The organism is Chryseobacterium sp. POE27 (assembly GCF_039727685.1).
GTDB lineage: Bacteria > Bacteroidota > Bacteroidia > Flavobacteriales > Weeksellaceae > Chryseobacterium.
The window spans coordinates 519,746-538,752 of the sequence record NZ_CP152475.1 but is presented as its reverse complement, the minus strand read 5'-3'; the positions used below and the strand labels follow the sequence as shown (position 1 = coordinate 538,752).

The 19,007-nt window shown below is 33.5% G+C and carries 18 protein-coding genes; 10 read left to right on the top strand and 8 right to left on the bottom strand.

The features are described from left to right. The first annotated feature begins 199 nt into the window (after positions 1–199). Positions 200–391 carry a hypothetical protein gene (locus AAHI02_RS02375; protein WP_346985283.1) on the top strand — a complete coding sequence of 64 codons (192 nt, stop codon included), beginning with the start codon at positions 200–202 and terminating at the stop codon, positions 389–391. Positions 392–727: 336 nt separating this feature from the next. After that, the gene (locus tag AAHI02_RS02370; protein WP_346985282.1) at positions 728–1,219 is read left to right on the top strand and encodes a hypothetical protein; all 492 of its coding nucleotides are present in this window, start codon (positions 728–730) and stop codon (positions 1,217–1,219) included. Positions 1,220–1,246: 27 nt separating this feature from the next. Here the strand turns inward: AAHI02_RS02370 and AAHI02_RS02365 are convergent, their stop codons facing one another. Continuing rightward, positions 1,247–2,047 carry an HAD family hydrolase gene (locus tag AAHI02_RS02365; RefSeq protein WP_346985281.1) on the bottom strand — a complete coding sequence of 267 codons (801 nt, stop codon included), beginning with the start codon at positions 2,045–2,047 and terminating at the stop codon, positions 1,247–1,249. 219 nt (positions 2,048–2,266) lie between these two features. Between AAHI02_RS02365 and AAHI02_RS02360 the strand changes: the two genes are divergently transcribed. Then, complete coding sequence (locus AAHI02_RS02360) at positions 2,267–3,661, top strand: hypothetical protein (RefSeq protein WP_346985280.1); 1,395 nt, start codon at positions 2,267–2,269, stop codon at positions 3,659–3,661. Between the two features lie 671 nt (positions 3,662–4,332). Here AAHI02_RS02360 and AAHI02_RS02355 read toward each other — a convergent pair. The 4 genes from AAHI02_RS02355 to AAHI02_RS02340 form a co-directional block, all read right to left on the bottom strand. Continuing rightward, positions 4,333–4,692 (bottom strand): hypothetical protein, encoded by a 360-nt coding sequence (locus tag AAHI02_RS02355; protein WP_346985279.1) that lies wholly within the window; start codon positions 4,690–4,692, stop codon positions 4,333–4,335. 28 nt (positions 4,693–4,720) lie between these two features. Further along, positions 4,721–5,311, bottom strand: coding sequence for a hypothetical protein (locus AAHI02_RS02350; protein ID WP_346985278.1), 591 nt, complete (start codon positions 5,309–5,311; stop codon positions 4,721–4,723). A 462-nt stretch (positions 5,312–5,773) separates the two neighbouring features. After that, positions 5,774–7,099: a hypothetical protein gene (locus tag AAHI02_RS02345; RefSeq protein WP_346985277.1), complete on the bottom strand. Its 1,326-nt coding sequence runs from the start codon at positions 7,097–7,099 to the stop codon at positions 5,774–5,776. Positions 7,100–7,109: 10 nt separating this feature from the next. Continuing rightward, entirely contained in the window at positions 7,110–9,005 is a 1,896-nt protein-coding gene (locus AAHI02_RS02340; RefSeq protein WP_346985276.1) for a phage baseplate assembly protein V, read from the bottom strand. 968 nt (positions 9,006–9,973) lie between these two features. On the opposite strand from AAHI02_RS02340, the gene AAHI02_RS02335 reads away from it, so the two are divergent. Next, the gene (locus AAHI02_RS02335; protein ID WP_346985275.1) at positions 9,974–10,345 is read left to right on the top strand and encodes a hypothetical protein; all 372 of its coding nucleotides are present in this window, start codon (positions 9,974–9,976) and stop codon (positions 10,343–10,345) included. A gap of 132 nt (positions 10,346–10,477) precedes the next feature. After that, on the top strand, positions 10,478–11,062 hold the full coding sequence (locus AAHI02_RS02330) for a T9SS type A sorting domain-containing protein (protein ID WP_346985274.1): 585 nt from the start codon (positions 10,478–10,480) through the stop codon (positions 11,060–11,062). 86 nt (positions 11,063–11,148) lie between these two features. On the opposite strand, the gene AAHI02_RS02325 is transcribed toward AAHI02_RS02330, so the two are convergent. Further along, a complete protein-coding gene (locus AAHI02_RS02325) occupies positions 11,149–12,627 on the bottom strand; it encodes an alpha-amylase (RefSeq protein ID WP_346985273.1) in 1,479 nt (492 codons plus the stop codon). Between the two features lie 166 nt (positions 12,628–12,793). Between AAHI02_RS02325 and AAHI02_RS02320 the strand changes: the two genes are divergently transcribed. Together AAHI02_RS02320 and AAHI02_RS02315 are read left to right on the top strand one after the other, a co-directional pair. After that, positions 12,794–13,399 (top strand): hypothetical protein, encoded by a 606-nt coding sequence (locus AAHI02_RS02320; RefSeq protein ID WP_346985272.1) that lies wholly within the window; start codon positions 12,794–12,796, stop codon positions 13,397–13,399. Positions 13,400–13,516: 117 nt separating this feature from the next. Then, positions 13,517–14,098 carry a ferritin-like domain-containing protein gene (locus AAHI02_RS02315; RefSeq protein ID WP_346985271.1) on the top strand — a complete coding sequence of 194 codons (582 nt, stop codon included), beginning with the start codon at positions 13,517–13,519 and terminating at the stop codon, positions 14,096–14,098. 77 nt (positions 14,099–14,175) lie between these two features. On the opposite strand, the gene AAHI02_RS02310 is transcribed toward AAHI02_RS02315, so the two are convergent. After that, complete coding sequence (locus AAHI02_RS02310) at positions 14,176–14,637, bottom strand: Lrp/AsnC family transcriptional regulator (protein WP_042721138.1); 462 nt, start codon at positions 14,635–14,637, stop codon at positions 14,176–14,178. Between the two features lie 377 nt (positions 14,638–15,014). Continuing rightward, positions 15,015–16,181 (bottom strand): cytochrome c peroxidase, encoded by a 1,167-nt coding sequence (locus AAHI02_RS02305; protein ID WP_346985270.1) that lies wholly within the window; start codon positions 16,179–16,181, stop codon positions 15,015–15,017. A gap of 188 nt (positions 16,182–16,369) precedes the next feature. Between AAHI02_RS02305 and AAHI02_RS02300 the strand changes: the two genes are divergently transcribed. The 3 genes from AAHI02_RS02300 (at position 16,370) to AAHI02_RS02290 (ending at position 19,005) form a co-directional block, all read left to right on the top strand. Then, entirely contained in the window at positions 16,370–18,085 is a 1,716-nt protein-coding gene (locus AAHI02_RS02300) for an outer membrane beta-barrel protein (RefSeq protein WP_346985269.1), read from the top strand. Beyond that, positions 17,982–18,551 (top strand): outer membrane beta-barrel protein, encoded by a 570-nt coding sequence (locus tag AAHI02_RS02295; protein ID WP_346985268.1) that lies wholly within the window; start codon positions 17,982–17,984, stop codon positions 18,549–18,551. The genes AAHI02_RS02300 and AAHI02_RS02295 overlap by 104 nt, the downstream gene beginning before the upstream one ends. Before the next feature lie 226 nt (positions 18,552–18,777). Continuing rightward, the gene (locus AAHI02_RS02290) at positions 18,778–19,005 is read left to right on the top strand and encodes a hypothetical protein (RefSeq protein ID WP_346985267.1); all 228 of its coding nucleotides are present in this window, start codon (positions 18,778–18,780) and stop codon (positions 19,003–19,005) included. Positions 19,006–19,007: the final 2 nt, after the last annotated feature.

Here is a 19,007-nt window from a genome sequence, read left to right as displayed (position 1 = left end):
TTAATGTCATATACTTAAGTGTTTTTAAATTATTTTTAACTCTTTAACAATTTTAACGATCATGATTTTTGAAGATGAACATTCTGTATTACAGGATAGCCACAACCTTTCCTTTACGAAAAATATCATAAACTTTCACGGAGATAAATCTTTCATTTTAAACTCTTTACAAAAGATAAAGAATAATACCTATTGTAAAATGAAAAGAAAAACAATCAATAAGCTTATTAAAGATTATACGCGCCATCTCAATTATATAGAAAATGAAGATATTAATTCAAACCCTGAAAATTACGAACTCTCCCCTGTTTATGCGAGGCAGTCTTACAATAAGGTTGTAAAAGAAGACGAATACCTGCAGAAAGTATTGGTATTTTTAATGAATCAGTAATATGTTGCTGATATGATTTAAAGGAATTCCTTATCATTAATTTTAAGAAAATAAAATTAAATAACGACCCGAAACTGGGATTAATAATTAATATCTCATCGCCGCATACCTTTTAAATCACTTTAAATAGATAAATTAAAATCTACAGATACCACAATGATACCATGTTTTTCAACTATTGTTTTCCTGTTTAAATATGATGAATATCCTTTGCTTAGGACTATATAAAGGTGTTTTATAATTTATTATATCTAAAATTTAACATCTGTTTAAAATATTATTCAAAACATAAGGCATAGTATTTGTAAAAGTATATACACAACACATTCACTTAATTTGAATAATAACTCAAACACACAAAATATCATGAACGTTGCAGATCTAAAAATTAAAAATCTAGTAGAATACAAAAATCAGATTTATAATATCACTGAGATATTTCAGGATAATAATGAAAAAGATTATTTTGTGAAAATTGAAAATGAGATTCACAGTTTTTCTGTTCCGGCCAATTCTATCAAGCCGATTCAGATTACTGAAGAATGGCTGGAAAAGTTCGGTTTTTTAAGAACATATATTTCTGATCAGCGTATCAGATATGAAAGACCGGAAGCCTTTATAAAATATGACATCGATCTTAGTTCCAGGAAAATTGTAGACGGATTGAAAATCTACGGAAATTCAATAAGATGCAAGTATATTCATGAGTTTCAGAATATTTTTTTCTTGCCTTTTCGGAAAAGAGCCGGCAACAATGAACTACGGATTAGTAGGCACCGAATCTTAATTATAATATATTTTCCAATCAGAAAGATGCTGCTTCATTGAAGCAGCATCTTTTTTTACGATTTAATTTTAATTGATATTTAAATAATCTTTTATGATTTTTAAAACGCCAAAATTATCATTAGAGCATGCTTCAAAGCTGGCCGCCTGTTTTACCGAAGGGTGCGCATTTTTCATTGCGTAAGAATATTTGGAATTTTTCAGCATTTCTATATCATTCATATAATCACCAAAGGCCATTGTCTGCTGCGGAGTAATATCCAGTGCATTCTGAAGTTTTTCCAATGCATTTCCCTTATTGATATTTTTGTTCATGATATCAAGCCAATATTTCCCTGAAACGACAACTTCAAGATTGTACTTTTCAAAGTCTTTTAGAAAAGGATAAACGTTTAATTCAGAACCTTCGGGATGATAAACTGCAATTTTAAAAATACTGTCGTCATTTTCTGACGTCAAATCACCGACGACCTGATTATCTGTGTAAAACTGTGATATATAGGTGATAAAATCTTGATTATCTGTTTCCACATAAGCCTTTTTCTTTCCCGATAAAACAGCAGTCGCCCCGGAAATATTGCGAATAGATCTGATAATTTCGGCAATATATTGCTTTTCCATCCTATCTGCAAAAAGCTCTTTGTTTTTATAAATAACGTATCCGCCATTTTCAGCAATAAAGGCCATTTCGCTTTCAATATCACCAAAATATTTCGTTATTCCGAGCATCTGTCTTCCACTTGCCGGTACAAATAAAATATTTCTCTTTTTTAGTTCTTCATATACTTCCGGAAAATCAGGACTCACCTGGTGTTCTGAGTTCAGAAAAGTTCCATCCATATCCGTTACAATCATCCTGATGTCATCCATAAAAATATTTTCAGTGCCTTATATTAATTCTATACAAATATATTATTTATTATTTAATGTGATTTGGCGGTGTAAGAAATTGATATTTAAGTATTGGTAAATACTATTTCGTATTTCTTTTAGTTCTGCATCTCATACCATAAATTATCAGCAGAATATTAATATTATTATTAAATTTACAGAGAATTCGTAATTGTACTTGATGTAATGATGAAAAATATGCGGCTATTTTTTTTGTTAATCCTTTTTTTCTATTCGCTGGGTTATTCTCAGTCTCAGAAAACTCGTGAAGAATTTAAAAATAAATTAAAAGTAAATTCCGAATTATTTCGTACAGATATCAACAAAGCTTATCTCGATCTTAATCCGTTAATCAAAACATCAAGAATCCTCAGGGATTCATTGGCCGAGATGCAGTTACTGGAACGAAAGAGCCGTTATTTTTACAATAAAAACCTTGTTGATAGCCTTATTATTTCCTCTGAAGAACTTCAGAGAGTTTCAGCACAGTATGAAAATGTGTATTATGAAGCCATGGCTAACGTCTATATTGCAGAAACATATTCTGTAAATAAACTCTATGACAAAGCAATTGTTCATCTCAATAATGCCTATTCGATACTGCAGAAAGACCAATCAAAAAGTAAGAAAATATTCTATGCAAAAGCTAATGTTTTGAGCAGTTTTGCAAATGTTTACCTGGATAAAGATGAGCCTAGAAATGCTGCAAAGAAAATTCGGGAAGAGATAAAAAGTGGAAATGCAATACAGGATAAAAATGAATTCGCAAGATTTCAATATGTTAATTATTCCAATATTTCAAGTATTTATTCTCAATATGATCTTGATTCTGCCTTTTTCTTTGCTAAAAAATCTGTTGAAATAAGACCTTCTGCGATCTCTGATGACAAGTCAATGATTACCAACTTTACGGTTTTCGGAAAATATTACATGAAAAAAAAGAATTATGAAGAATCGGTGAAAAATTTTCACAAAGCACTTAAAGTTGCTCAGCGAACAGGAATAGAGCTCAATATAAATGATACTTATAAGTCCCTTCAGAAAATTTATACCTTAACAGGAAGAAAAGACAGCGCAGATTATTATGAAAATAAAATAAAACAGAATGATCTTCAGATGCTTCAGAGTAAATACAATTCTCTTCAGGAAGTTATCAGTAAAGATGAGCAGGAACAGGACAAAAAACTAACCCGCAATTTTTTCATCTGGGGACTTTCCATCCTTATGGTTCTTTCAGGATCTGTATTTTTTTATTTAAAATTAAAAAAGAAAAAAACGGTTGAAAACAACCAGAATCTACACGAATTGTTTAACAACCTTATCATCCTTGTACAGAATAATGATCCTGCTTTTATGTTTGCCTTTGAAAATGCTTTTCCAGATTTTTCCGGTAAATTATTAAAACTTAATCCCGATCTTCAGCAATCTGAAATAGAATTCTGTGCCCTGCTGAAACTAAAACTGACTACCAAAGAGATTGCTAAATATACTTTCATCGAGACACGAACCGTACAGAATAAAAAATACAGACTCAGAAAAAAGCTTGAAATTCCTCAATCGGTTGATATCTATAACTGGATTGATACTGTATAACTAATTCTACATGAAAAAGTCATTCTTTACTCTTCTGAGTTGTTTAAATTAAAATAATCTTCGTTCCACTTCTGGTGTGAATTGCTTTTTTGTCATTTCCTGAAGTATAATGAGAACTCGTTTCATTCCCGTTATAATGCGTTCCCCATTACAAAAGGTTTTCTAATCAAATGAATCTGCTGTAAAATTATTAAATACAATAAGATACGAGTATATTAAAGACACTATAAATAAAACCAATATTGAAATATAAAATATATGAGTTGTTTCTGACGCCGGGACAGGATCATGTCCATTAAAAGCATCAATCATTCCAGCATTTGATAAATCATAGAAATTTGCATTTGTGATAACAAGATTAAGTTCTTGTTTTTTATATAAATTATAAGTATTTATAACTGTTGAACTAAATAATTCTTCTTTCGTTCGAACCAAGGGTAGCACATATCAAAGCCTCCCATAAGAAATTTAATTTTCATTTATTAAATATTTTTGTTTATCCAATTGGAGTAATATTCCATATCATATTTAGATGTATATTCTCTTTCAATAAATTCCAATGCTCGTTGAAAACGGTAATATCCTTCCGTTAAGATTTGATCTTTGAATTCTGTTAATTTGTCCTTTATTATTTAAAAAGGAATCTATACCCATCTCTATTATATACATTTTTATATCTTAATCTTATCTTTGATTTTTTTAAATCTTGCCTCTCCTGTTTTTGAATCTACCCAAACACCCCCTACAAAAGCTTTAGCCTCTTTAGGCGTTAATGCCGAATTAAAAACATAATAATCATTAATAATAAAAAAAAGCCAATTTTCTGGATTTTGGTGTTTTTCTTTTGAATATTCTTTTTGAATTCTCCAGGCTTCGACTATACTTATATTAGCTTTTTTTTCAAAGTCTTCAAATTCTTTAGAGTCATAATAAATAATTTTATTTTCTTGCAAAAACTTTTCTTCTTTGCTTTTGCATCCAAATAGAGTGAATATTGTTGAAAATATTGACATATAAATTATTTTTTTCATATTTAAGGGAAATTTTTACTTTCAGGTTTTAGGATAACTTGTTTAGCAGATTGGCTAAAATGCTGTTTGGAAGAACTAATAAACTTTTTAAGCTCTGATAATAATCCTGATGGTCTTTGTATGTCGTATTCTCCTGAGAATAAATAGATCTGTTTTGCGCATTTTCATTTATATTTTTGGCCCTAGACTTTCTTTCACCTTGTGCGACTTCCGTAATATTTGCTGCCATTAAAGAATAATCTGCAACCGCATTTTGAATCATCATTCCACCTGCAAAACTACTATGACTTGCACCTACTGTTTCAGAAATATTCATTCCTGCATTAGACGTAATATTTATTCCTGCTGTTATAGTAATATTTTCTCCCGCCGAAAAAGTCATATCCTTCGGTGCATTTAAATTAATATTTCCCCGTCCATCCATCAGATACGTATTTCCACTGGGATCTTCAATAAATACAGAACCTTCTGCGTCATTTAATATAATTTTAGTTCCGCTCCGGGTATGAATGACTTTTTTATCATTGCCCGAAGTATGATAAGAGCTTGTCTCAGCTCCATTATATTGCGCTCCCATTACAAAAGGTTTTTCTGCATTTCCACCTTCAAAACCAACCAATACTTCCTGGCTGATTTCGGTGATGAATTGGAAGCCTTTTTAATAACTTTAAACTTTAAGAAATTTTGTAAAAACTAATACTACTGATGAGCCAACAATTAGATACAAATAGGAATTGGAGAAAACTCCAATAAGTTCACCCTTTAATGAAAAACTACTCCATGAAGAAACTCTATCAATAAAAATATTGTAATTATTAAAAAAAATTATTACTAAATAAATTACTATAAAAAAGAAAATTACCATTTCTTTTTTTAGAAACCTTTTTAGTAATATGAAAATAATCATAAGTGCTATAGATGAAAAAAGTGAAAAAATGAAAACATCTCTTTGATATGAACAATCAAAACAAGAAGATGAGCTCTCTTTTGAATATTCATACATTGAAAAATATGTTGTAAGGTAGGATAATCCTAATATTAAAAGAAAAAATAGTACCTTTTTAGAATATTTCATATCTTACTATTTTAGTCTTGGGGTTTTATCCTTTTCAAATATAAATAATCCACTTTGTAATAATCCAGCCGGAGAGTCTCCTGATTTTGGTGGCAAAAAAGCCCCATCGGGATTCCAAAGAGCTTCATCCCAGCCCTTACGAAACCAGTCTTTAGGATTAAAAGGATTGCTAACATTTTCATCTTCGATTGTAATATATTTAGATTTATACTCTTCTTTACCTCCATCAAGCCAAGTTGACATATAATTACTCCTTCTTAAATAAGCAAAAACTTTTGCATCTAAATTTTGACTTAATTTTTGAGCGAGGCTTTCTTCAGGCTTTACTAGTTTAATTGATTCAGAATCATATTTATAAGATGGATTTAACGTTACTGTTCTCCCATCGCTATTTCCAGTTCTACATGCATAAGAATATATCTCTGGATTACTTGTGAAAGATTCTTTTTTTAGTCTAGCGACATGTTCTATTTTAAACCGTTGATTCTCTTCATGATCTCCATCTAAACCAAAATCTAAAACACTCGGTAAACCATGTGAAAAAAATTTAATTGTAGAAATTTTGATTTTACTTCTACTTACATTTCCGTCTCCTTTATTAATATAGTTTATTAATTCAGTAACTGAATTAATTTGTTTCATATATAAATTTATATTCCATTTTTTTGCATCTCTTTTAATGATGCTTAATTGCATATTTGTGAACGCATCCTTAAAAATAACAATATTTGCATACTGATGATTTTTGTAATTTTCTCTTAATTCTCGTACAGCCTGCGCAGGAAACATTAGTTTGTTACCATACGTTTGAGAGTGTTGTTCAGTTCCTACTACAAGTAAAACCTCTCCCTGAATAATTTCTGCTTTAGTATTTGTAAGTGGAGTTTGGAAAAATGCAAAAATTCTAAGCCTCAAATTATTATTATATCGCAAAACTTTATGTGTAATTTCAATTTTTTCTTTATTTGAAACATCAAATAATAGATTTTTTTTACCACTTTCATTGTATTCGCAAGCCCATTTCAAGGTTTTTAATTCGTCCTTTTCCGGAGTTCTATTAAATTTTGCCTTGTAAGTGTACCATTTTTCCTTCGCAATAGAATCAACGAGTTTCTCATTTTCATCAAAAGGACCCTCTACTTTAATAACTTTTAAAGCCTCTTTTCTAGGTTTATTTACATCATTATTTACCCCATCAGTTTTACCCCATTGATAAAATTTTCCACCGGCAATATTTCTCGTAAACTTTCCTTCTTCCAAAATTACACCGGATGCTGTTCCTCGAATATTCTTGGCAATAATCAAAATTTGTCCTTTTTTTTGTTCACCCATAAGTTTGGAGTTATGTGTTATTTACCTTTTCTCCGGCAAGGTTATGTACCATTTTTTCACTGTTCTGTATATAATCCTTACCTGCCGCAACATCGATATTCTCCATTGCGTTTTTGTGAATATCATTAGCTTCATAGCTATAGGTTTCACTTGCTATTTTGGTAATATTGGTTGCATTAAGGCTAAAATCTAATGTTGCATTCTGGAAAATATTCATTCCCGCCATTTCCATAATATTCATTCCTACTGTATTATTTTGGTTTTGCCCTACACTCGTCGTCATATTCTGCCCAACATTAATAGTTAAGTTTTTCCCTACCGTAAAATTCATATCATTTGTTGCATTCAAATTAATATTCCCTTGTCCATCCATCAGATACGTGTTTCCGCTCGGATCTTCTATAAAAACGCTTCCTTCTGCATCATTTAATATAATTTTAGTTCCGCTCCGGGTATGAATGACTTTTTTATCATTGCCTGAAGTATGATAAGAGCTTGTCTCAGCTCCATTGTAGTGCGTTCCCATTACAAAAGGTTTTTCTGCATTTCCTCCTTCAAAGCCAACCAAAACTTCTTCACCGATTTCAGGGATAAAATAGAAACCTTTCCCCACCCCGGAATACGGCTGTATCATCCTTATAAACGGCGTTTTCTCTCCCTTATCCTGTTGCCATGGAAACTGTACTCTCACTCTTCCCATTCCCTGAGGATCATTGTTTTCTATCACTCTCGCGGGCTGCTCCTCGCCTTTTGGTACTGCTTCTGTATCAATATAATGAGCAGCATTAAATAAATCCGGAATCCCCATAAATTCGTTATAATAATCATCACCGCCTGCATGGATGTGTCTGATCTCAATAATCCTGTATGTTTCCATTGCTTTGCCATTAATGTCTAAGAGTCTGACTCTTCCGCCTATCTTCAGATCTGGGTCTTTACTTTTTCCTTTTATATTCACCAGGTTTTCCCGGCGTTCCTTTTCCAGACGTACAGCTTCTTCCAGTTCACTTTCAGAATCACTGCTGATTCCTGTATGATTAAAGTGCATCTTCGGGCTATTTGAAAAGATTTTCTCTGAACGGTTAACACCAATCGATTGGAAAAGGTTTTCCTTAAATTCGGATTTCAGTATGGTGCTGTATTTTTCTGTTTTTGATCCGGCTATGGCATCATAGCTGGTAAAACTAAAATTCTGAGCCTGCATTTTCAGATCAAATTCCACATCAATCAAATCGATATTTTCTTCAAGGTTTATGAGTAGCTGGGTTGTTGTTCCGAAAATGAGATTTTCTCCATTGTAATAGAAAAATTCTCCATGGCGTATAGCCAGTCTCCTGATGAACTGATAGTCAGATTCTTTATACTGTACAGTATAAGCTAAAGCGTGCTTGGTATTAGGAAAATCTGTTTTTACTCTGGCTTCCTGAGGATAATTTTCGGTGATTTCCCTTATGATATCTTCCAGCGTTTTCTCTTCAAAGCTTTGACAGTTTTTACCACTTTCCAGTAAAATACTCGGAGCATAACCTGTAATGTACAATATTCCGTATCCTCCGCCTTCGTCTTTTTTGTTTCGGATACCGCCGATAACTCCGGAAAATGTTTGCCTGAGTTTCCCGAAACGCCAATAATTAATAGTAAGATTTTTACCTAAAAGATTTTTAGAGTTTTCCATCACATAGCCTTCAAAGCTATCTATAGCGTCATCCGGAACGGTAATGGTGAAGTAATCATGGTCGGCTGTTTTCTGGTGAAGTTCTACAGTGTAGCTGTTTTTTGAAAGAAAATCTTTCCCATCCAATGTGAGCAGACAATAAACCAAGGGGTTTGTAGGATCCTGGAGCCAGTCTGTAAAGGTACGTGAAGTGCCAAAGACTGCTTTAAAGTCTTGATCTTCGTTTTTCATATTTTCATCATTTGTATAATATTAAACCATTTTAAGTGTAAAAGGTCATTAAACAAATGTAAAAATATTTTTTGATCCTGAAAATATTTTTTAACACATTTAGACAAACAAAAATCAGTAAATCAATAAGTTAAAAATTAATTTTTCAAATATAAAATAAAAGTGATAGCCAATTTTATATAGTAAATAAATACAATACCATATTTCGTATTTATAAAACATTACTGTTAGCTTATTCGCAATTTTAAATTTCATGTCAGATAAAACATCTTGAGGAAATTTTTACATAATTATAATATCCAGATCTTCAAAAATTGATATTATTCAAAAAGTCAGTTCGATATTTTCTTTATTATCGGAAGTAAAACCAACCATTTCTACCCAATGGATTTTGAGATTGTTAAAATAGTTTTATTGAATCGAATAATTAGGGATAAATATAAAGTTTTCAAAGATTTTACAATATTTAATTTTATTAAAACATCAAAAATAACATCCTATATCATCATTAAGTACCAAATGAGTATCCTATTTATTATTAAATCATCAATAAAAATAGGAATAGTTTAAATTGATATATACATTTGCTATACAATATTCCTGAAGAAATACAACCATATAATTCACATTATATTAAAACTAAAAATCTAAAAATTCACGCTTATTAAACATTATTATTATGGTAAAAAACTCTTCTTTTAAATTCAAAAAGGCTGTAGTTCTATTAGGGCTGGGAGTCACTTTTTTTTGCGAATGGTCAGTCGTGGGATAATATAGGTCCTTCTGCAGTTATTTCAGCTGGAAATTCTAGTTATAACAATTTAATAATTGATGCCTCAGGGAACTATTACGTATCCTATTACGATGTATCAGTAGCGCAGGGGTCTGTACAAAAGTTTGACGGTACATCATGGTCTTATCTGGGAGGTTCTCCGGGAATAACACAAGGGACAGCCACTTTTAATGCCTTGGCTACGGATACACAAGGTAACATCTATTATAGCAATCAGTCATTTTCGCCTATAACGGGAATGGCAGTAAGGAAATTCAGTGCAGGATCATGGAGTGATCTTACCCCCGCCACAACTTCTATTGTAAATTATCAAGCCCTAGCAGCTTCATCAAATAATACACTTTTTGCATATGGATCAGACGGAGCCGGAACAGTGAGAAGATATAATAACGGAGCTTGGGAACAGCTGGGAAATGCTGGTTTTGCAGGTGGAGCAACATTTGCAGAGATGAAGGTAAGTTCAGATAATTATGTCTATACCTGTCAGGTTGCAAGCGGTTCTGTGAGTGTCTATAGAATCAGTGTAAATGCTTCATCTACAGATTAATGGACGTTAGTAGGAGGAACTCCTGTAGGAAGCACTTACAGTTCGGACAATTCTTATTCGGATATTGCTTTATATAACAATACTCCTTTTGTATCGTATGTTTCAAGTACAGCGGAAGGAAGAAAATTAAATGTGAAAAAATTTGACGGAACATCATGGGTGCAGGTCGGTAATGCCAATTTCTCCGATACTGTGGTCAACAATACGGCCATTGCCGTTTCGCCAAACGGAACTCCGTATGTAATGGCAGCGATCTGGGACAGTTCTTCTTCTAATCATGGAAGAAACTTTGTGTATACATTAAATGCATCTACACAAAACTGGGAAAAGTTGGGAGGTGATTTTATTTCATCGGCAATATGTGCGTTTAACGATATCGCTGTAGATCCTGTTAACAATTATCTTGTGGTTGCCTATTCTCAAGACGGAACCATTGTAAAAAGAGTTTCTTTGAATGCTTTAGCCGTAAATGATGTTAAAAAAGATGATTCATTCATGGTATATCCAAACCCTACAAAGGGAATAATTATTATTAAAAATAATAAAAAAATAAAATCTGCTGAAGTAATAAGTGTTTCAGGACAGATCATGAATACAAAAATTACAGATCAGAAGGTTGATATTTCTGATGTTCCTAAAGGTGTTTATTTCCTTAGAGCAACCTTTGACAACGGAAAAACTTCAGTAAAAAAAGATTATAAAACAGTGAGAAATTGATTAAATAAAAAGTAAAGTAAAAAGTGAATTTGGTAAATTAAGAGAAGCCCTGAGACCTCAAATTGAAGTTTTCAGGGCTTTTTGTTTTAAATCATATCAGATTTAACCCAGACACTTACCGAGCAGGAATTTACATGGAAAATGGCTTTGCCTTCTTCATCCGTTGTTACTTCTTCTTTTCTGTGATCCAGAAAATCTTTAAATTTTAAATGTGCATTTCTTTTTCCCAGATTAATTTCTTTAAAGCTCTCGGCACCATTTGAAATTATGGTCACACATCCGAAATTTTCATCACTTCCCATTCTCACCCAGGCGATGCAGTTGGGATCATCAAAATATTTTATCTGTTCTCCAAAAGCAAATTGCTTTCTGGCTATGAGCAACCTAGGCAGGGCTTCAATTTTCGGCATCACAATTTTCACTTCCTTTCCATCTTGTGTATCGGTATATTCAGCTCCGTAAAGATCAGGATAAAATATGCACGGATACGCATCTTCAGACAGTAAAATAACTGCATATGCCAGCGGTTTAAACCAAGCCTGAACGGCAGACTCCAACGCCTGCAAATTTTGGGTATCGTGGTTTTCAACAAATGAAACCGATGATGCAGGTTTGCATTCCATGAAACTTCCTTTCAGCAGTTGCGTCAGATCATAATCTTTTCCTTTTTCCGAAGCTTTAAAAAAATTATAATGCAAAGGCACGTCAAAGCATGAAATAAGATTATTCATTTTATCTGAAAAATAAGTGATCTTTTTCACATCATCCTTCCAGAATTCTCCCAAAACATAACAATCGGGATCTAATTCTGTTTTTATATAGGTAATCCATTCTTTCAAAAAACCGGAAGAAATGTGTTTGAGCGCATCCAGTCGCAGACCGTCCACTTTGGTTGTCTCAAGATACCATTTGATCCAGTTTTTCATTTCCTTTATCACACCGGGATTCCGGTATTCTACATCAGCACCCATAAGGTAATCATAATTTCCGAACTGATGGCTTACATCATCCGTCCATACTGTACCATATTCATTATGAATTTTAAAAATTCCAACCATTTCTTCGCCGTCCTTCCGTACAATATCGATTCCGCTGAAACAATGATGATCCCAGATAAAATCGGAATATTTACCCTTTCTGCCGGGAAATGTAAATTTGGTCTGAGCCAAAACTTCAAAAGTATCGGAAATAACAGTATTCCTGTTTTCTTCGTCTACCTCATGAACCTCTATTTTTTCTGCTTCATCAGCTCCCATCCTATGATTAAGCACAATATCGGCATACACATCAATACCGGAGTGATGGGCTTTTTCAATAGCCTTAATATATTCTTCTTTCGTACCGTACCGGGTAGGAATTCCGCCTTTCTGATCAAATTCTCCGAGATCATAAAGGTCATAGACATCATAACCTCTTCCATCAGTTCCCAAATTACACTTTGTAGCCGGAGGAAGCCATACTGCGGTAATACCGAGACTTTTTAAATATTCTGTATTCTCGGCAAATTCATTCCAAAGGTTACCATTATAATACCAGTGGAAATACTGAATAATTACTCCGTTCATAGTTTAATAATGTTACGCTTATTTGTTTGATCAGGTCGAATTTCGTAAATAATATTTTCTTAAAAATATGACTGTAATCATCGGGAGATGAAAATTTATTGTGATTTTGCTCATAATACTTTAACCTTATAGATGCTATCTTTGTTCAACACCTACAAGAAAGCATATGAAACCTAAACAAATTCCGGGAGTTCCCCGCCAGAAAAGCGGTGGATTTCATGATACTGAAAGCATAAAGCAATTTAAAACAATTGAAATAAATGCTAAATTTGAAATCCTGAAAAAACGTTTCTTTTCTATTAATGAATGGAAAAGCTACTGCGGGAAAGCATCATCTGAATTTAAACATTTTAGTGAATCCGGGCATCCGGTCGACAGAGTTCCTCAAAGGGGAGATTTTGTAAGAATCGGCATTCCTGGCCCGGGTACAAAGGAAGCAGATGGTTATGATTGGGTGGAAATTATCAATATTGCCCACAGAGATACAGGTGATTATGAATCGTACCTTGTTTCATGCCGGCCTTCAAAATTACCGAATAAATCGAAGGGGCATGTTGCCCATTTTTATAGTGATTCTGCAACATCTAATTTTATGATTATTAAAGATGGTAATGTACTGAAAGTCGGAATTTATGGTCGTAATGAAAAGCCTAATTTCAATGCAACTTTTATTGATAAGATCAGGAATTCTATGATTGCGCTGGGCGGAATATTCGGAATTTCAAAAATACAGTGGAAAGTGCTTGCCGAGGGACTGCTTGATTTCAGATAAGTACATTTTTCAATTTATAAGATAAATCTTTTGATACCACATATAACCGTTTTCGACAAAGATGGTCTTATAGTTGCAGATTCATCACCAATCAATAATCACTAAATATAATTTATTATGGAAACTAAAACACCAGCTAAAAAGACAGCGGCAAAAGCAACAGCTTCTAAAACTTCAACAAAATCAACTTCAAAAACTCCTGCCAAGAAAGGCGCAGCCAAAGAACTGAAAGATCTTTTTGAAGATTCATTAAAAGATATTTACTGGGCAGAAAAAGCATTGGTAAAAGCATTACCTACCATGATGAAAAATGCCACTGATGAAAAGCTGAAAACAGCAATCGAAAATCACCTTGCTGAAACAGAAACTCATGTGGAAAGACTGGAAGAATGTTTTAAAGCTTTAGGCAAAAAGGCTCAGGCAAAAAAATGTGATGCCATGCAGGGACTTCTTGATGAAGGGAAAAGCATCATCGAAGAAACTGAACCTGGAACTGTAAGAGATGCAGGTATCATCGCTGCCGCACAAAAGGTAGAACATTACGAAATTGCAACATACGGAACACTTGCAGCATTTGCAAAAGTCTTACAAGAAGAAGATTGTCTTAAATATCTTCTTGAAACATTGAATGAAGAGAAGAAATGTGACGAACTTTTAACTAAAGTAGCTGACACCAACCTTAACAGCAAAGCTATGTAAGCAATACTAAGCTACAAGAATAATAAGAGGTCTTTAAAGGCCTCTTTTCTTATATAATCCCGACTTCTTCATTATCATTAGATCGTCAATCCATAGGTGTTTTTCACCTGAGCCATCACAAAAGTACTGTGAGTGCTGCCGATGGAAGGAACGGCGCCAAGAATGTTAAAGACAAAGTTCTGATACTGCTTCATATCCCGAACGTAGACTTTCAGAAGAAAATCAAAATCGCCGGAAATACTGTAGCATTCTGCCACTTCCTCAATTTCCAGGATCTCGCGTTCAAATTCCACGGCCAGATAACTGTCATTACTCTTTAATTTCAGCTGACAATATACTGTTAGTCCAAGATTGAGTTTTTCGGCGTCAAGTAATGCCGCATATTTCTTTATATATCCTTCCTGTTCGAGCCTTTTTACTCTTTCAAAAACCGGTGACGGTGATAGATTTATTTCCTTTGCGAGTTCTTTAACCGTTAGTTTTGAGTCATTCTGAAGCAATCTGAGCAGCTGCAAATCTTTATCATCAAGTTGATCCATAGAATAATATTCTTTATATGTTATAATTAATTCAAATATAAAGTAATTTATTCTTTTTAAAAATAATATAAAAGAATTATTTACTTAATTTAATGCCAATCGTTAATACATTATTCTTTATCTCTATCTTTACTTAAAATAAAACGCTAAAAACGATAATGCTTTTAACGTTTTTATCTAATAAAAAGTAAAGGGAATATTTTATAATGAGAGATGCTCCTATTCTGGGGCTCTCTCTTTTTAAATGAAATACACATATACACGATAAAAATTTTACAAATTAGTAAATTAATCTTAGGGGAAGCAGCTTTACAATATTTTGTTCAGCTGCTTTTTTATTAACTATGATTTGAATTTTAAATAAATTATTCGTAAAACTATTTCGGTAATTCAGGTAAAGATATTCTTTGAGGATTTGCAGATAAAGTTCTAAGGAAAGCTTCCAGCTGATGGACTTCGTGATCAGACAATTCCAGCATTCGTACCATCCCGGATTTTTCAGACTTCAATAATATTCCCTCATAAACCGTAGAGCGTTTCTGAGAATACTCGGGATTTCCTTTACTGTAAAATCGTATCACTTCGTCTAATGTTGCCATTGATCCGTTATGAAAATAAGGCCCTGTACGGGAAACCTCTCTCAATCCCGGAACACGGAATTTTCCGGCATCGTTTGTATCTTTTGTAAAGAGATACCTCCCGGGATCCTCTCCTCTTTCACCCAACAAAGCCGTTCCGATATTTTCAAACTTATTATTAGAAAAGTATCCTGAGTTGTGGCAATTGATACACTGGGCTTTAGTTCTGAAAAGATGAAGTCCCATCAGCTCATCATCGGTATATACATCCGATTTACCATCAATAAACTGATCAAATTTACTCGCTGTGCTTTTGACATTTCTTTCAAAAGTGGCAATCGCTTTTGAAATACGTTCTTTTGTGACAGTTTTATTGCCGAATGCTTTTTCAAACAACATTTGATATCCTTTAATACTGGCAATTTTGCCGGCTGCCACGTCCATGTGCTCGCCCATTTCTTTTTGATCCTGGATCGGCATTTGTGACTGCTCTTCCAGCGATCCGGCACGACCATCCCAGAATAAAGATTTTGCATACGCCACATTAAAAATGCTCATTGCATTTCGGGATCCCAACTGGCGGTCGTGACCGAAAGAAAATGTTCTGTTATCACACCAGGCCAATTCCGGATCATGGCACGATGCGCAAGCGATCTGATTTGATTTTGAAAGGCGCGGATCAAAAAAAAGTGTTTTCCCCAGCAATTCTTTTTCAACTGAATACTGATTGTCTGCAGGAAAAGAAACATCCGGCAAATGACCGATTTCGGAAAATGTTGAAACAGATTCCGGATCCAGAATGGGCTTTGGCCATGTTGAAACATCACCTGACGAATATAATTTTCGCAGATGGTTCATGAAATCAGCTTTTTGATTAAGTTCTTTCTGTACAGAATTGTTCAGACAATTATTTAAAACTGAAACAAGAAGAAACAAAACAAGGATCCAGCTTAAAGCATTCTTCATAGGTCATTTGAATTTCAGCAAAAATATGATTTTTTAATTTTGATTCTTAATCGCTGAACTTTTTTATATTATTTAAAACAATTAAGCCCTTTATAAATCAGGTGTTAAGAAAAAATATTGCAAAATTAATCATACAGATGTAACAATAAGACACCCCAGGGTGTCTTATATCTAAAACTTAGTTTTAAATGAAAACCATTTTAACACCTATTGCTTTATTGGCTAGCATTCTGACATTTGCACAAACTGAAAAAGATACAATAAAATCTACCAAGGAAAAGGAAATAGAAGGCGTAACGGTAACGGTAAGAAAACCCACCGTAGAATCTAAAGTTGACCGTACTGTGTTTAATGTTGCGAACAGCTCAATACTGGCCGGAAATACAACCTGGGATGTACTGCGAATGACTCCGCTGGTGAGTATTGATAATAATGATGCGATAAAAGCAGAAGGAGAATCGGTAACGGTATATATCAACGACAGAAAATCTGTTTTCACAGGAAAGGAATTAAAAGAATATTTAAAGACTATTCCTGCCGACAATCTTATGAAAATTGAGGTGATTACAAGTCCGTCCTCACGTTACGAAGCAACAGGAACCGTTATTAATATTGTTCTGAAAAAGCGTGACGATGAAGGACTAAAAGGAAGTGTAACACTCAACAACCGCCAGAATACCAAGAATTCACAATACACTAATTTTAACCTGAATTACCATAAAAAGAATTTCACCCAAACGCTCATTGGAAGCTATAGTGATAACACTTATGTACAGAAAGATTCAAGTTTTTACTCATGGTATGCCGACAATTCTACCAACCAGATCGACAGCTATGTGATTGGAAGAAGCAAAAGCCCTTCCGTTTCTTCCACTTCCGAATATGAGATTGATGCCAAAAATACCGTGGGGGTCATCCTGGAATATTACCAGAGCAATTCAATTTCAAATTCTGAATCCAGCGGAAGCGATTATCTTAATAATATTTTTAAAAGTTCTTTTGATCAGAACCAGAATTCAACGGGACTCAACCGTAATTTGGGAACCAATATTTTTTATAAATGGTACGATAAGGAAAAGAATAAAATTCTCGATGTAAATCTCGGAACCAATTATTACGGACAGGCGGAAGACAGTTATTTTATCAGAAATATTCTTTCAGCACAAGACGGCCCTTCAAACCAGAGTCTCGGAGTTCTTACAGATACAGAAAACAGGAATTATTATGCAAAAATAGATTACACCCAGCCTTTGGGTAAATCCGGAGCAAACTTTGAAGTCGGAGGAAAAATAAATTTTAATAATAATGTCATTCCCAACAATTTATACGGGAATATGCTGAGCGGTCTCAGCAGTCATGATGTTTTCCATTACGAAGATTATATTGCATCACTTTATGCGAATTACAGCAGGACTTTTTTTAAAAAGCTTGAAACAAGGATTGGCCTTCGTTACGAGTATATCGATTATAAACTCCGTCAGGATGTGGCGGGTGCTTCGAGAAAAGACTCTTACGGTACTTTCCTGCCTAATATTTTGCTGAAATATACATTCTCGGATAAATATGATTTAAGTTTGACCTATAACCGTAATATCTGGAGACCATGGTACGCAGAATTCAATCCTTTTATGACACCAAATACCAACGGAATTTACAGCCGCGGAAATATTGATCTGGATCCTAATCCAAGTGACAGGCTTTACATGAAGCTCGGAATTATGAAGAAATATTTTATCTCCGCAAGATATATGTACACAGATCAGGATTACTGGACCGATTACCTGCAGGAAGATATTCCGGATGGTACCGGAAAAAAAGACGATCAATATCACCCAGCCGTCCAATTTTACCGGAAAGGTTCACAAATATTATTTGTATGCCAATACCAATCAGACGTTTTTTAAAAATAAATTTACGGTAAACCTTGGGCTTGGATGGTATTATATTGATAACAGTGATTTTAATACGAAAAATGGTATTAAAGGCGATCCATATATCAGCTATCTGAGTGCATCTACAAATCTTTCTTATACCAATCTTTTCAATAAGAATATTAACATAAGTGCATGGATGGAGATTTCCAACCAGAATAATGGAAACTCTACAACCAACAAAGCCAATATTTTTCACAATATTTCTGTAACCAAAATATTTCCTAAAACCCAAATGGAAGTCAGCCTTCAGCTGATGAATATTTTCCAGAGACCGAATTATGATGCAACTACTTACAACCAACAGGGATTTGTACGAAGTGCTTCGACCTGGGATTGGTATGGCGCTTCCATTTCATTTGTAAAACGTTTTGGAAACCAGAAAGTAAAAGAAAATACCAAAACCGATGTTGAGAAAAACGGCGGCGGCGGAAAATAAAGTTAACATTCCTCATTAGCAAACGGGTGGTGAACATAATATGTCATCATCCGTTTTTATTTAATTAGAATGAATAATAATAAAATATGCTAAATAATTATTTTTAATCCAATCGTGGCACGAATATTTTATGCTATAAATAAAAATACTAAGGATGATACAAAGCTTCGAAATAAGAAAAATGATCAGAAATTATTTAACTTCATGTGTTAAATCACAGTTCGACATGGATATAAATTTAGAAAAAGAATATATACTTACAGAAAATTTAGTATCAAAAAAAACAATTATTGCGCCTACTTTTACAAATGAAATACTGTCAAGGCCAGATATTAAATTGTTTTTAACATCATTGATAACAGAGATAAATAACGAAAAATGCAGCAGGGAATTCATTATGGAAAAAATGAAATCTGCAAAAGAATCTGATTCTCAGCAGGTGGAAATAATATAGCA